Origin of the sequence: Ilumatobacter sp., from assembly GCF_041688325.1 — a bacterium.
Lineage (GTDB): Bacteria > Actinomycetota > Acidimicrobiia > Acidimicrobiales > Ilumatobacteraceae > Ilumatobacter_A.
Map to the genome: position 1 here is coordinate 1 of NZ_JBDNIJ010000341.1, position 14,345 is coordinate 14,345.

The following is a 14,345-nucleotide window of genomic DNA, read 5'->3' on the forward strand; positions in this document are numbered from 1 at the left end:
GGCGTTCGTCGCCCCGCTCGAAATCAACCCGCAGATCATCATGTGGGATCCCGAGACCTACCCGGCCGTCGAGACCATCGCCGACCTGAAGGCCGAAGGCGTCACGATCCGTTACTTCGAGACAGGCGCCTACATGCAGTTTCTGCTGTCTGACGGCCAAGTCGAAGAAAGCCAGCTCGACGGTTCGTACGATGGCGGCCCGTCGGTCTTCATCGCCGAGGGTGGCAAGATCGCTCAGCAGGGGTTCGCTTCCGCCGAACCGTACAACTACGAGAATGTCTTCGCCGATTGGGGCAAGCCCGTCAAGTTCGAGTTGATCCACGACGCCGGTTGGCAGACCTATGCCGCACCGCTCGCCGTGCTCGACTCCAAAAAGGACGAGTTGGCTGCTTGTATGGCAGCGTTCACACCGATCGTGCAGCAGTCCACGGTCGACTACATCAACGATCCGGCAACCACGAACATGCTGATCGTCAAGGCCGTCAACGAGTTCAACGACTTCTGGACCTACGACGAGGGGCTCGGCGCAGCGTCGGTCGAACTCCAGAAGGAACTCGGCCTCGTGGGCAACGGCCCCGACTCGACGCTCGGCAACTTCGACGAAGCTCGCCTCGCAGGCTTCATCGCCGTCGCTGGCCCGGTCTTCGGTAGCGAAGGGCTCACACCTGCGGACCTGATGACCAACGAGTACATCGACGAGTCCATCGGGCTCTGACCTGACTTGACCAAAGGCGGTCACACTGTGCCTGGCACAGTGTGACCGCCTTTGTCGCGTCTTACATCGGTAGCTGAAACGCTGCGATCTCGCCCAACGCATCACCGAACGCTTCGACGGCACCGTTGAACAGTCGTTCGCCCAATTCGGCGGTCGCCGGTGTCGGGTCGCCGATGTGGCCGTCCGGGCCGAAGTCGTTTGACAACCATCCGAAGGACACGGACCCCCCGAACTTGACGTGTTCATTGTCGGCCAGTTGATCCGGCACGTTCCGCGTGGCCACCGACATGTCGACGAGTTCCGGTGCGAGGTACAACATCAGCGACGTCTCATCGGTGCCACCGTGGATACCCATTCCGAGTTCGCCGACGGCAGAGTGACCGCCCTGATCCGGTGGAATCGACGGATGCGCCAGGAACGTCATGAGGCCATGGGCGAGCCGGAGCTCGCGGTTGGCAGCAGCAACGATTGCCGAGTTGCCGCCGTGGCCGTTCAGAAACACGAGCTTATGAGCCGGGGTCATGGCGATGCAGCGGCCGATGTCATCGAGTACCGACAGCAGCGTCGTCGCCGACAGCCAGATCGTTCCTGACGACCAGGCGTGCTCGTTCGACTTCGTGTACGCCAACGGCGGGAGCAACCAAACATCGTGTTCCTCGCCGACAGCCTCGACTGCAGCTGCAGAGACCCGATCAGCGATGACCAGGTCGGTGTTGAACGGCAGGTGAGGACCGTGCTGCTCCACGGCCCCGAGCGGTTGAACAATGATGCTGTTCTCGCTCAGTGCGTCGTTGAGTTGCGGTGCGCGAAGTTCGGCGAGTCGCCGTGAAACATATGCCACACCTCCAACGTTACGTCCCCAGCACCCATGTCAGGGAGAATGGCCGAATGGCTTCTGGGCAGTTCGATGCAATCGTCATCGGGGCAGGCCACAACGGCCTCGTCACCGCCGCCTACTTGCAACGTGGCGGGATGGAAACGCTGCTACTCGAAGCTCGACCCGCAGTTGGTGGCACGGCATCGAGTGAGGAGTTCGGCGGCGCGACCGTCAACATTTGCAACTGCGATCACCTCACCTTCCGCACCACGCCGGTCATCACGGAACTCGATCTCGCAGCCCACGGGCTCGACTACATCGACGTCGAGCCAGCGCAGCACAACATGGCCTGGACACCTGGCGGCACGTCGCCATCCTGGTCGCATCATCACGATCTCGACGAGACGCTTGAATCAATCGGTCGGAACTTCCCGAACGAGGTGGACGGTTACCGACGATATGTCGAGGCAGCGACGCCTGCCATTCAGATGATCTTCGAGGCAGCGACCGAACCACCGTCCGTCGTCGGGCTCACGAAACTCGCACTCCGCAAGAAGCTTGCCGGCTCGGCAACGCTGCTGCGGTGGTCGCGACGCAGCGCTGCCGATGTGTTGCGCTCGTTCTTTTCCGCCGATGCGATCACCGGCCCGGCCGCGCTGACCGGGCCGATGGTCTGGGGCATCTCACCAGAGTTCAAAGGGTCTGGGCTCGGTGCGCTCACTCACGCGATGCGTCACGTCGGAACGGTCGGGCGCCCGGTCGGCGGCAGTGGACGAGTGACCGAAACTCTGCGGATGTCGTTCGAGGCTGCCGGAGGAACACTGCAGACATCCAGCCCGGTTTCCGAGGTTCGGTGCTCAGGATCAGCAGCGGCTGGCGTCACCCTCGTCGACGGCACCGAGATCAACGCGCCGGTCGTGGTCTCGGCCTGCAACCCGCACGACACGTTCCTGAAGTGGCTCAAGAATCCACCGTCGGAAGCCGCTGACCTGATCCGTCGCTGGAAGGAAATCCCACACGACAAGGGATACGAGTCAAAGATCGACGCGATCCTCACTACTCCCCCGGTACTGAAGGATCACGACCGACAACTCGGCCCGACCACGGCCATCGGCCCGTCACTCGCCGATATCGACCGTGGCTACCAACTGATGCAGGACGGCAAGGTACTCGACCGACCCGGGATGCTGGTCAACGTCCCATCGCTGCTCGATCCGACCATGGCACCCGATGGCCGCCATGTGTTCAGTCTCGAAGCGCTCTTCACGCCGTACGACTTCAAGGACGCTGGGGGTAACGGATGGGCTCATCCCGAACGACGCGGACCGGAACCGCAGCGGTGGCTAGAGCTGTTCGCCGAACAGTGCGAGCCTGGCTTCCTCGATTCGATCGTCGACTGGCGAGCGATGACCCCAGCGATCTACGAGTCAGACTTCCACCTGCCGGCAGGTCACGCCACGAGTTTCGCAGGCGGTCCCCTGGCCGCGTTCCGCAATCCGAACCCTGAGCTCACCAAGTACGAAACTGCAATTTCCGGCCTCTACCTCACGGGTGCAGCAACCTTCCCTGGAGCCGGCGTCTGGGGAGCCAGCGGCCGCAACTGCGCCACCGTTGTCCTCAGCCAACACTCCTGACAGCCGTCACCTCTCTCCCCAACCCTTCCGAAATGTGGACTGTTTCTGCGCGCTGCGAAGGCGTTCTGATCCCAATTTCGGATTGCTCTGGCGGGACGTCCCAAATGGAGACCAAAATGCATCACTGAGTTGGTGAAATGGTCTCCATTTTGGGAGGTGGGTGACGGGACAGATTGATGGTGCACCGGGGAATAGGGGGAACGGGTGTACGGTTGGATTGACCATGAAGACATCCGGATCACTCAACTTGGGTCAGTATTTTGGGATTCCCGTCCGAGCCCACTGGAGCATGGCGTTGATCGCGGTGTTCTTTGGAGTCAACCTTGCGTCCTGGCTCGGTGTCATTTCTGGCATCACAGCGACCGCGGCCTTCTTCCTCTCGATCCTTCTCCACGAATTTGGCCATGCCCTCGTGGCCCGTCGCTTTGGCGTCAACACTGAATCGATCGACCTGTGGGCCCTTGGCGGCGTCGCACGGCTCGACCGCGAGTCGCCATCGCCGAAGGCCGATGGCCTCATCGCCGGCGCGGGCCCTGCAGTCAGCTTGGCGATCGGTGCGCTTGCGTTCGGCCTCGGCTACGTGTTGAGCTCAGACCTGCTGCTGTGGGTCGGCCTCGTCAACCTGGCGCTTGCTCTCTTCAACATGCTCCCGGGGGCGCCGCTTGACGGCGGCCGTGTACTGCGTGCATTCCGGTGGGCGCGCACCGGCAATAAGTATCTGGCAATGCGTGAAGCGGGCAATGCAGGCCGTGTGCTCGGATGGAGTATGGCCCTCATTGGGGTGGCGATGATGGTGCAGGGTCTGCCCGGCATATTCATCGCCGTCACTGGCGTGTTCATCGCCATGAACGCCAAGCAAGAGATCCTTGCCTCGTACATGGGCGAACAGCTGCAAGGTGTGAAGGTCCGCGACCTGACGTGGTTCGGCGTGGCACATGCCGGTTCGGACATGGATGCCGACTCGATGATCGACCAACGTCAGCGCCTCGGCGATGCCGGAGCAGTGGCGATCGACTCAAACGGCGACGGGCACCTCGACGGCCTCGTGCTCGAAGACCAATTGTGGGCCATCCCGACTGACCGCCGCGCAATGGTCATGCTCACGCAGTTGATGACGCCGTTCAGCACGCTGGCCAAGGCTGGCCCTGATGAGGAACTCAGTTCGGTACTCTCGCGCATCAACCCGCTCAGGCCGGTGGTGACCGTGTGGAGTGACGACAAATTGCTCGGCGTCGTGTCAGCCAAGAAATTGACTGAACGGCTCGCCATTGCTCAGCGGCAAGCCTTCGGAAACTAGGCGTCTTTGACGGACCAGTTGCGCTGAGCAACCGGGTCCTGCTCACTCCATGGGAAGTTGATCCACTCGTCGGTCCGCTTCCAGACGTAGTCGCATTTCACGACCGAGTGCGACTTTTCGTAAATGCAGGCGGTGCGGACTTCGCCAACCTTGCCTTCGCAGAACTCTTGGACCGACTTCAGCGTGTGGCCGGTGTCGGCGACGTCGTCAACCACGAGGATCTTGCCGTTCGACAGGTCGACGAAGTCAGGTGCCGGGGGAAGGATGCGGGGGACATCGAGGCGCTCGTCGACACCTGTGTAGAACTCGACGTTCATCGTGTAGACGTTCTTGATCGACAGTGCATATCCCATGGCACCCGCTGGCAGCAGCCCGCCACGAGCGATGCCCAGGATCATGTCGGGCTCGTACCCGTCGTCGGCAACCATCTGCGAGAGGGCTCGGGTGGCTACCCCGAGCATGTCCCAGGTCATGATTTCGCGTACTTCTGACATCAGCTCGCAAACTACACGCGGTGGCGCCGCTTGGCCTGATCTGTGACGATCAACCCGACGACGCCGGTCAAACCTTGGATATTGGCCGCAGAGAGAGAACCGGAATCAGGGCGTGCTGATCTGGATCGAGTCGGGCGCGATGAGGAACCACTCGGTCGCCTGCACTTCCGACTGACGACACGACGTACTGAACGTAGTCATCGAGTCGGGCTGGAAGATGTCGTCATAGGCCTCCGGGTTCCCGCCGAAGTTTTCACCGCCACCGCCGCCGGTGATGAGGTCACCATCGCGGATCTGTCGGCCGTCGGACAAGATGATGATGTCGAGGCCCGGATCGAACAATGTCCCGTCGGGCCAGGCAGCACGCTGCAGCCCTGCTGAGTTATCCGACCCGAGCGAGAGGAGGGGACAGTCGCCGTTGATCGACACGGTTTGCTCAAGGTAGGCGTCGAGAACTCCGATCGCCGGCTGTTGGAGAATCAGAGAGGTGATGCGGTCGTCGTCAGGCTCACGGGAACATCCGACGAGCACGATGCCGGCAACGACCGCCACAGCAGCCAACCGACGCATCACAGGCAGATATCGCCCGGGCGGACTGGCACTCGATTGAGTGGAGCGTCAATGCCGGCCTGTGCCAGAGCATCGCGAATTGCGGCGACAATCGCAGGCGTCGACGAAATACAGGGCGGCTCACCAACGCCCTTGGCGCCGAGTGGCGCGAGCGGGTCTGGTTGTTCAATCAGCGTGGCGACAACCGGCGGCATGTCGAGGAAGGTCGGTAGCAGGTAATCGGTGAAGTTGCCGTTGCGGATCACACCGTCGACTTGGATGATCTCTTCCATCACGGCCATGCCCAGGCCCTGGGCAATACCGCCTTCGATCTGGCCCATCACTGACAGCGGATTGAGTGCGACCCCGACGTCCTGCGCCGTGGCGATCTGGACGACCTTCACCAAACCCAGTTCCGGGTCGACGTCGACGACGGCACGGTGCGCGACGAATGCGAACGCCGTGTGGCAGTTGCCCTGGCCGTTCTCGTCGATCTCGCTGGTCTCGGGATGGCGATAAACGGCGGTCTCGTCGAACGACACGTCAGCGCAGGCCTCAGCGACATCGAATCGCCGACCGGTCGTCGGGTCAACAACGTCGGTGTGGTCGATGAACAGGTCCACCGCGGAGCAGCCATGAACAGCGGCAACGTGTTCGAAGATCAGCGAGCGTACGAGTTCGCAGGCAGCATTGACTGCGCCGCCGCTCATCCACGTCTGGCGAGACGCTGACGTTGAGCCGGCGGAACCGACCTGGGTGTCGATTTGATCAAGTTCGACTCGGTCGATGCCGAGTACTGAGCGAGCAATCTGCGGTGCCAATGTCACGAAGCCCTGACCGACCTCGGCCGTTGCGAACTTGAGGAACACCGTCGGTCCGTCGGGACCGCTTTCGATACGGCAGCGTGCGGTCGCATAGTCGTCAAACGATTCGGAGTACATCAGGTTCTTGATCGAAACGCCCCAACCAATCCCCCTGACGATGTCGCGGGCATCGGCAGTACGTCCGGCACCGCCAGGCAGTTTCATTGCGTCAACTGACCCGTCAGTGCGCGCGTGTCCACCGACGGGCTCGTCAGGGAGCGGCAACGCATCGGTCTCGCGCAGACACTCCTCGACAGGCGCCACGTTCAGCACAGGCTGACCGGTGATCAGAACGTCACCAGTGGTCATCGCGTTCAAAAGACGAATGTCGAGCGGACCGACACCGCAAGCTATGGCCAGCTTGTCCATCTGCGACTCGTAGGCGAAGCAGGCCTGTACGGCGCCGAAGCCACGCATTGCTCCACATGGCAAGTGGTTGGTTCGGACGGCCCAGCCGTCGACGACTGCGTTCGCACAGCGATACGGCCCCTGGGCCAGCGTTATCGCGTTGATCAGTACGGCCGACGAGGTCGAGGCGTAGGCGCCGCCGTCGAAGACCATCCGCGACTCGATCTTCACGATCGATCCGTCGGCATTGGCATGGTGGCGCATCCAGATCGTTGCAGGGTGCCGATGGACATGGCCGAGGAAGCTCTCGGCGCGGCTGTACGCCATGCGCACGGGCCGACCGAGACGGAGGGCGAGCAGGCTGCAGTGCACCTGCAGGCTGATGTCTTCGCGAGCACCAAACGCTCCCCCGACGCCACCGAGCACGAGCCGGACGTCTTCTTCTTTAAACCCGAGGCATGCCGCAATCTGCTTGCGATCTTCGTGCAGCCATTGAGTTGCTACGTGCATCTCAATGCCCTTACCGCCGGGATCGGGAATGGCCAAGGCGGCTTCGAGGCCGAGGAACGCCTGGTCTTGCATGCCGATCTCGTAGGTTCCTTCGACCACGATCTCACCGGTCGCATCAGTGTCGCCATGGACGATTCGTTGGTAGCGGATGACGTTGCCGTCAGGATGGATTGGATCGAACTGACCGTTGATCGCCAACTCTGGGTCGAGCAACGCTGGGAGGAGCTCGTACGTGACCTCGATGGCGTCGAGCGCCCGTCGAGCAACTTCTGGATCGTCGGCTGCAAGCGCTGCCACCGGCTCACCCACGTAGCGGACGACATCGCTTGCGAAGACCGGCTGGTCTTGAGAAATCAGCCCGTAGGTGAGCTGGCCGGGGACGTCCTCTGCCGTGACGATGGCCTGCACGCCGTCGATCTTCCAAGCGGCTGACAGGTCGATCGAGACGATGCGTGCGTGCGGATACGGCGAGCGCAGGGTTGCACCGAAAAGGCAACCGTCGGCTGAGATGTCCGACGAGAACTCGAAGGTCCCTTGCACCTTCGCAACGCCGTCCGGCCGCGTTGGCGACGTGCCGAGCGCGCCGTGACGAGGCCCCGTCGATGTGGGGCGATCAATAATGCTCATGAGCCGCTCCGGTCGGCCCGACGAGCGAGAGCAACTTGCTGGACAGCGTCGATGATCCGGCCGTAGCCGGTGCACCGGCAGATGTTGCCGGCCAACTCTTCGCGGATCTCCGTATCATCGGGGTCGGGTGTGCGTCCGAGGAGGTCGTGCACCGCCATGATCAAGCCCGGAGTGCAAAAGCCACACTGCACAGCACCAGCATCGACGAACGCCTGCTGCACGTCGCTGGGAGTCCCAACTGGCGCGACTCCTTCGATCGTGACGACCTGTTGGCCGACAGCACTCGCTGCCATGACGAGGCACGAACAGACCAGATGGCCGTCGACGAGGACGCTGCAGGAGCCACATTCGCCCTGCTCGCAGGCCCCTTTGGAACCCATGAGACCCAAGCGGTCGCGCAACACGTCCAGCAGGTTCTCGCCGAGCCAGGAGTCGCGCACCGGCCGTGCTTCTCCGTTGACGTGGAGGGTGAAGATCTCATTGCTCATGATGTTGCTCCTGCGCGGCGTGCGAGCCGTCGAGCGAGCACGCCCACGGCGTGTCGTCGGTAGTCGGCGGTCGATCGATGATCGGTGATTGGTTGGCTGGCCGCCGACACGAGGCGGCCGAACTCTGCTTGGTCGGCATCGGACGCGACCAAGGAATCCCAGTCGAGTCGCGCTGCAAGGAAGGACTCGGCCTCGGGGCATCGCAGGATCGTGGGTCCGACTGAACCAAGTGCAACTGCAACGGTGTGTCGTGCCCGATCGACCACGACACAGGTACTGGCCACCGCGATCACCATGGCGTTGCGCACCCCAACCTTGGCGTAACCCTGCCACCCGTCGACCACGGGAACGGTCACCCCGGTGATGATCTCGCCCGGCTCAAGTGCTGTTCGCTTGACGCCGACCATGAAGTCGTTGACGTCGACGTCGCGGGTCGAGCCGGCTGCCGCGAGGTGCACGACAGCGTTCAGTGCTGACAGCACAGGGAGTCCGTCGCCAGCCGGCGATGACGTTCCAAGATTGCCGCCCAAGGTCCCTGCATTGCGAATCTGAGGAGAACCCACGGTCCGTGATGCCTCGGCCAGCGCGGGAACGAGGGCTGCGATTGATGGATCCATCAGTTCCGTATACGTCACGCCCGCACCAACGGTCAGCGTGCCTGCGCCGGGGTCGTGTCGCCACGATCTCAGATCGGCGATGCGGTTGACCGAGATCACTGTTGCGCCCGGTCGATGGTGTCCGTCGTTGATTCCGACCATGGCATCGGTGCCACCGGCAAGGAGCATCGACTCGGGGTGGGCGGCGAGTGCAGTTGTTGCCTCGTCGACGGTGGTCGGGAAAAGGACCGGCATACAAAAGACTTTACAAACTGTTCAAACCAGATGTTGCGATGGCAGCCCCGGACTTCACCAGCCGTTCCCCGGGCGCAGCGCTCAGGCAGAGGGATCTAGGTATGAAGTGCGAGGGTGTGGCCGTCAGTCGATGACGATCTCGTCCAGGCCTGGCTCGGGGTCGGGGTACCGCGGATTGATCTCTTCGAGGTGATAACGCAAAATGCGCGCGATACAGACGTTGCGCACCCACTTGCGGTCAGCAGGGACGACATACCACGGCGCATCGTCGGTGGACGTCTTTTCGAGGGCGTCGGTGTACGCCTCCATGAACTCTGGCCAACGTGCGCGGTCATCGAGGTCACCGGCACGGAACTTCCAATTCTTGTCCCGCCGTTGGAGGCGTTCCTCGAAACGCTCCTTTTGCTCGTCACGCGAGACGTTGAGGAAGATCTTGATGATCGTCGTGCCCTCGTCTGCGAGCATCTGCTCGAAGTTGACGATGTGGCTGTAGCGCTTCTTCCACACCCTCTCGGGGGCGAAGCCCTTGACACGCACCACGAGGACGTCTTCGTAATGACTGCGGTTAAACACGCCAATCTTGCCGTCGGCCGGAGCGTGGTGATGAATTCGCCACAGGTAGTCGTGGGCAGTTTCCTCTTCAGTCGGCACGCCAAATGGATTGACATCGACGCCCGCCGGATTCAACCCACTGAAAATACTGCGAATGGTGCTGTCTTTGCCAGCTGCATCCATAGCTTGCAGCACGACGAGGACCGATGACGAACCGTCCGCAAACAGGCGCTTCTGGAGGTCGACCAGCTCGGCCATCTCATCAGCGAAGTCACGGTATGACTGCTCCTTTTCCCATCCGAAGGTCTCGCCGGTGTCGCGCTCATCGAGCCTGGCCGAACCCTGCCCGCCTGCGACGCGCAACGCGTGGAGCAATTCCTTTACGGACGGATCCTTCGTACCCATGCAGTCACTCTTGCACGGCACTTCGACCACTGCGAACCCGACCCGAACCCGACCCGAACCCGACCGAGCTACTCGCAGACGTATGGGCAGTGGCGACAGCCACTGACGCAGCAGTACTTTCGCGACTCCAAGAATGCAGCGGTGAAGACGCTGAAACCGCTCACAGGATCGATATAGGTGGGAATCGAGGACTCGACTGCTGCGTCGTGGCGCGCCAGGATCTCAGAGCGCTGAGGGTGTGTGGGGGCAACTCTTGATGCAGCTGGCACGCGCCAATTCGCTCGCACGTCCGGTGGTTCAGAAGTCACACCGAGCATTGTCGTGGACCGAACCGCCCGTTCAAACGCGCGGTTCCTGTCGCACACGGCAGCCCAATCTTGTTGTAGGGAGCAAGTTTCTCGTTTCCGCGTTGAACTTGTGGTGGACCTTGCGTCTAAGGTCCGCTCACGTGACGCCAGTCACGACTTTTGGACCACACAAAAATTGGGGGAAAACCTAATGACGACACGATCGAAACGCAGTGCCAAAAAACTGGGCACCGCAGCCATTCTGAGCTTCTCGCTCGTCGCCGCAGCATGCGGTGGCGGCAGCAGCGACAGCACGCCAGACGACACGCCAGATGCTACGGAGGCGCCTGACGCCACCACAGCGCCCGACGCCGAAGAGCCCGATGCTGCTCCCGCAAACACCGCCGACGCCGCCGTTGTCATCGACGAGAGCGACGTCGTCGAAGAAGACGCCGGCCCAGTCGCTGGCGGCACCTTGCGCTACGGCCTCGAAGCCGATGTGAACGGCATCAACCCGGCCACGTCGTCACTGTCGTCGCCTGGTCTGATGATGGGCAACGCTGTCTATGACACCCTTGCTGCGTTCACACCCGACGGCCAGTGGGTTCCCTACCTCGCCGAGTCGTTCACACCGAACGACGATTTCTCGCAGTGGCAGGTCAAGCTCCGCGAGGGCATCAGCTTCCACGACGGCACACCGCTCAACGCTGCAGCCGTCCAGACGAACTTCGAGACACAGCGCGGTGACCCGTTGGTCGGTCTCGCCGTCAAGCCGTTCTTCCCCGCAGAAAACGCAACGGAGCTCATCGACGACCTGACGATTCAGTTCAACCTTGCAGAGCCGAACGTCGTGTTCCCCGGTTCCCTTGCCGGTCAGCTCGGTATGGTCGCATCGCCGGCATGGCTCGCCGCAGCTCTCGTGGACCCGACGCTCAACCAGGAACCTGTCGGAACTGGCCCGTTCATCTTCGACAGCCGGTCCCAGGACTCGATCACCAAGTTTGTCCGCAATGACGCCTGGTGGGGTGGCGAGGTCTACCTCGACGCCATTGAGTTCATCCCGGTGACCGACCCCGACACCCGCAACGACTTGCTGTTCAACGGTGAACTCGACGCTCTGCAGACCACGAACCCCGCCTCAGTCGGCGACTTGCAGGCCGAAGACGGTTTCCAGAACGTCATCGACGAGAACGGTGAAGAATCGTTCGGTATGATCAATACGGCGGTTCCGCCGTTCGACGACGTTCGTGCCCGCGAAGCACTGACTCAGGCAACGCCACTGCAGAACTACCGTGACCTCATTGGTCTCGGTATCAGCCGTGCGGCCGACCAGAGCTTTGTGCCCGAAAGCAAGTACTACAACCCCGACGTCGTGCAACAGGGTGACAACCCAGAGCGCGCCCTCGAGTTGGTTGCCGAGTACTGCGCCGACAAGGGCACCGACGTCAACACGACGCTCGGCGAGACCACAACCTGCACCGATGGCAGGATCAACATCGAACTGCAGTGGAGTGGCCCGGCTGTGGTCCAGACCCGTATCGCCGAAATTCTCGACGAAGGCTGGAAGAACGCTGGATTCAACGTCACGTTCGACGAATTGCCCCAGGATGAGCACATTCTCCAGACGGCTATTGGCCAGTACAACGTGGTCACCTGGCGTCAGTTCGGTGCAACCGACCCGGCACAGGACAACGTGTGGTTGATGTGCCGCACCATCGGCGGCATCTCGCTGAACTGGCCGAAGTTCTGTGACGAGTCCCGTGACGCGCTCCTCCTCGAGGCTCAGGCCTCCCAAGACGACGCAACCCGCGTGGCGCTTTATCAGGAGCTGCAGCAGAAAATCAACGCAGACTTCACGTACATCTTCTTCCTCCACACCACCTGGGACAATGCCTTCGGCGAAAACGTCCGCGGCGTGTGTGATCGTCTGACGCCCGAAGGCGAGGCCACCCAGTGCGCGACCGGCGGCCGTACCTGGTTCAGCTCGGTGTACTTCGCCGCCTGATACGCGGTCACTGACGTCCTGTTCCACTCACGAGAAAGACACTGAGAAACCGATTCCATGAGATATTGGCTTCAACGGCTAGGAGTAGCGGTCGCGCTGCTCCTCGCCGTCAGTGCGCTGACATTCGGCGCCATGAATCTGTTGGGCGATCCGCTCTTCAACATTTTGGGGCCGACTTCGGCCAGCACCCTGCCTGAAGACCTCGAGATCATCGAGGCCGCGAAGGCCGAGTACAACCTCGACGACCCACTTCCCGTGCGTTACGTGAAGTGGGGGTCGGCGTTCGTCACCGGCGACTTCGGCGTGCAGTTCAGCGTCGACGGTCAGCCACCCGTGAGTGATCTCATCAAGGAACGACTGCCCCGCACGGTGATGCTGCTCATCATTGCTCAGACCATGGCGGTCATGATCGCCATCCCCTGGGCGCTGTTTGCAGCATCCCGTGCGGACAAGGCGGTCGACAAAGTGTCGACCGTTACGTCGTTCCTGTTCATCGCCATCCCAAACTTCGGTTTGGCGGTCATCCTCAAATACGTGTTCTCGTTGAAGTTCTCGATTTTCCCACTGATCTTCAACGCTGCCGACCCATTTTGGTCACGGGTTTGGCAATTGATCCTGCCGGCGATGGCACTCGCACTCCCGGTGGCTTCGGTGTACCAGCGACTGCTGCGTACCGACCTCATCACCACGTTGCAGGAGGACTACATCCTCACTGCCCGTTCTAAGGGCGTCTCCAAGCGCAACGTGCTGTTCAAGCACGCACTGCGCCCCTCGCTCTTTTCGTTCGTCACGATCTTCGGTATCAATACGGGCGCACTGCTCGGCGGTTCGCTGATCGTCGAACAGATTTTCATCATCCCCGGCTTGGGCAGCGCGATCGTCGAAGCAATTCTGCGTGAAGACTTCCCGGTTGTCTTGGCGATCGTCATGATCGTCACGTCCGCGTTCGTCGTGATCAACATTTTGGTCGACCTGCTCTATTCGCTGATTGACCCGAGAGTGAGGGCTGCATGAGCGACGGCACCATCCACAGCGCCGAGACTGCACAGGCCAACGCTGACGGCGCTGCCTCGAAGCGTCGCCTCGGCATCGGTTTTTGGATCGCGGCCGTCTGGCTGTTCATCGTGTTTTCTGCGGCGCTCTTCGCTCCGTGGCTTCCTTTCAAGAACCCAGACAACAACTTCATCGTGAGCGGTGAACGGCCCCCCTACGCCCCATCCACTACGCACCTCTTCGGGACCGATCAGGACGCCCGCGACCTCTTGGCTCGAACGGTGTTTGGTGCTCGAGTTTCGCTGACCGTTGGCCTCGTTGCCATCGGGATGGGCATGCTGTTCGGTGGCTTCATGGGAATCATGGCCGGCTACTTCCGAGGCTGGTGGGATCGCGTCATTTCGTTTGTCTTCATCATCTTCCTGTCGTTCCCGGCCCTGGTCCTCGCCATCTTGATCACCGCACTCCTCGAACGCAGCCTGCGGACGATCTCCATCACGCTGGGAATCTTGTCGATCGCCCCAGTCGGTCGTATTGCTCGTGCCACAACGATTTCGTTCGCTGATCGAGAGTTCGTGCTCGCTGCTCGAACACTCGGAGCCAAGAACGGCCGGATCATTGTCAGAGAACTGCTCCCGAACGTCCTCATTCCGATGTCGGCGCTCGCCCTGCTTGGCATGGCGGTTGCAGTCGTCGCCGAAGGCGGCCTGGCCTTCCTCGGTCTCTCTGTTGAGAAGGGCCCGACCTGGGGCAAGGTCATTTTGACTGGCGCCGGTTCACGTGACCTCCAAAAGGCCCCGTGGATAGCAATCATTCCGATCATCGTGCTGTTCTTGACGGTGCTTGCACTGAACTTCGCAGGCGACCGCATCCGGAGCTACTTCGACGTCCGGGAGACCGCACTGTGAAC

At 61.7% G+C, this 14,345-nt stretch carries 13 protein-coding genes and 1 pseudogene; 6 read left to right on the plus strand and 8 right to left on the minus strand.

The window, feature by feature from the left end:
- A pseudogene (locus tag ACH2EI_RS17595) lies at positions 1–715 on the plus strand (ABC transporter substrate-binding protein); the annotation flags it as partial.
- Between the two features lie 61 nt (positions 716–776).
- On the opposite strand, the gene ACH2EI_RS17600 reads toward ACH2EI_RS17595, so the two are convergent.
- Entirely contained in the window at positions 777–1,556 is a 780-nt protein-coding gene (locus ACH2EI_RS17600; RefSeq protein WP_395154009.1) for a creatininase family protein, read from the minus strand.
- A 47-nt stretch (positions 1,557–1,603) separates the two neighbouring features.
- Between ACH2EI_RS17600 and ACH2EI_RS17605 the strand changes: the two genes are divergently transcribed.
- A complete protein-coding gene (locus ACH2EI_RS17605; protein WP_395154008.1) occupies positions 1,604–3,166 on the plus strand; it encodes a phytoene desaturase family protein in 1,563 nt (520 codons plus the stop codon).
- A 223-nt stretch (positions 3,167–3,389) separates the two neighbouring features.
- Positions 3,390–4,463 (plus strand): site-2 protease family protein, encoded by a 1,074-nt coding sequence (locus tag ACH2EI_RS17610; RefSeq protein WP_395154007.1) that lies wholly within the window; start codon positions 3,390–3,392, stop codon positions 4,461–4,463.
- Here the strand turns inward: ACH2EI_RS17610 and ACH2EI_RS17615 are convergent.
- The 7 genes from ACH2EI_RS17615 to ACH2EI_RS17645 all read right to left on the minus strand — a co-directional run bounded on the left by ACH2EI_RS17615 (position 4,460) and on the right by ACH2EI_RS17645 (position 10,467).
- Positions 4,460–4,957 (minus strand): phosphoribosyltransferase, encoded by a 498-nt coding sequence (locus ACH2EI_RS17615; protein WP_395154006.1) that lies wholly within the window; start codon positions 4,955–4,957, stop codon positions 4,460–4,462. The genes ACH2EI_RS17610 and ACH2EI_RS17615 overlap by 4 nt on opposite strands.
- Positions 4,958–5,062: 105 nt before the next feature.
- Positions 5,063–5,518, minus strand: a complete 456-nt coding sequence (locus tag ACH2EI_RS17620; protein WP_395160996.1) for a hypothetical protein — start codon at positions 5,516–5,518, stop codon at positions 5,063–5,065.
- 8 nt (positions 5,519–5,526) lie between these two features.
- On the minus strand, positions 5,527–7,854 hold the full coding sequence (gene pucD / locus ACH2EI_RS17625; RefSeq protein WP_395154004.1) for a xanthine dehydrogenase subunit D: 2,328 nt from the start codon (positions 7,852–7,854) through the stop codon (positions 5,527–5,529).
- The gene (locus ACH2EI_RS17630; protein WP_395154003.1) at positions 7,851–8,342 is read right to left on the minus strand and encodes a (2Fe-2S)-binding protein; all 492 of its coding nucleotides are present in this window, start codon (positions 8,340–8,342) and stop codon (positions 7,851–7,853) included. The genes pucD and ACH2EI_RS17630 overlap by 4 nt, the downstream gene beginning before the upstream one ends.
- On the minus strand, positions 8,339–9,193 hold the full coding sequence (locus ACH2EI_RS17635) for an FAD binding domain-containing protein (protein WP_395160998.1): 855 nt from the start codon (positions 9,191–9,193) through the stop codon (positions 8,339–8,341). The genes ACH2EI_RS17630 and ACH2EI_RS17635 overlap by 4 nt, the downstream gene beginning before the upstream one ends.
- A 123-nt stretch (positions 9,194–9,316) precedes the next feature.
- Entirely contained in the window at positions 9,317–10,150 is an 834-nt protein-coding gene (locus tag ACH2EI_RS17640) for a PPK2 family polyphosphate kinase (protein WP_395154001.1), read from the minus strand.
- A gap of 68 nt (positions 10,151–10,218) precedes the next feature.
- The gene (locus ACH2EI_RS17645; protein WP_395154000.1) at positions 10,219–10,467 is read right to left on the minus strand and encodes a DUF5522 domain-containing protein; all 249 of its coding nucleotides are present in this window, start codon (positions 10,465–10,467) and stop codon (positions 10,219–10,221) included.
- 181 nt (positions 10,468–10,648) lie between these two features.
- Here ACH2EI_RS17645 and ACH2EI_RS17650 point away from each other — a divergent pair, with 181 nt between their 5' ends.
- Genes ACH2EI_RS17650 through ACH2EI_RS17660 form a run of 3 tightly spaced genes read left to right on the plus strand, consistent with a single transcriptional unit; the run spans position 10,649 to position 14,343 of the window.
- The gene (locus ACH2EI_RS17650) at positions 10,649–12,442 is read left to right on the plus strand and encodes an ABC transporter substrate-binding protein (protein ID WP_395161000.1); all 1,794 of its coding nucleotides are present in this window, start codon (positions 10,649–10,651) and stop codon (positions 12,440–12,442) included.
- Positions 12,443–12,499: 57 nt separating this feature from the next.
- Positions 12,500–13,456 (plus strand): ABC transporter permease, encoded by a 957-nt coding sequence (locus ACH2EI_RS17655; RefSeq protein ID WP_395153998.1) that lies wholly within the window; start codon positions 12,500–12,502, stop codon positions 13,454–13,456.
- Positions 13,453–14,343 (plus strand): ABC transporter permease, encoded by an 891-nt coding sequence (locus ACH2EI_RS17660; RefSeq protein WP_395153997.1) that lies wholly within the window; start codon positions 13,453–13,455, stop codon positions 14,341–14,343. Before ACH2EI_RS17655 ends, ACH2EI_RS17660 begins: the two co-directional genes overlap by 4 nt.
- The last annotated feature ends 2 nt before the right edge of the window (positions 14,344–14,345 follow it).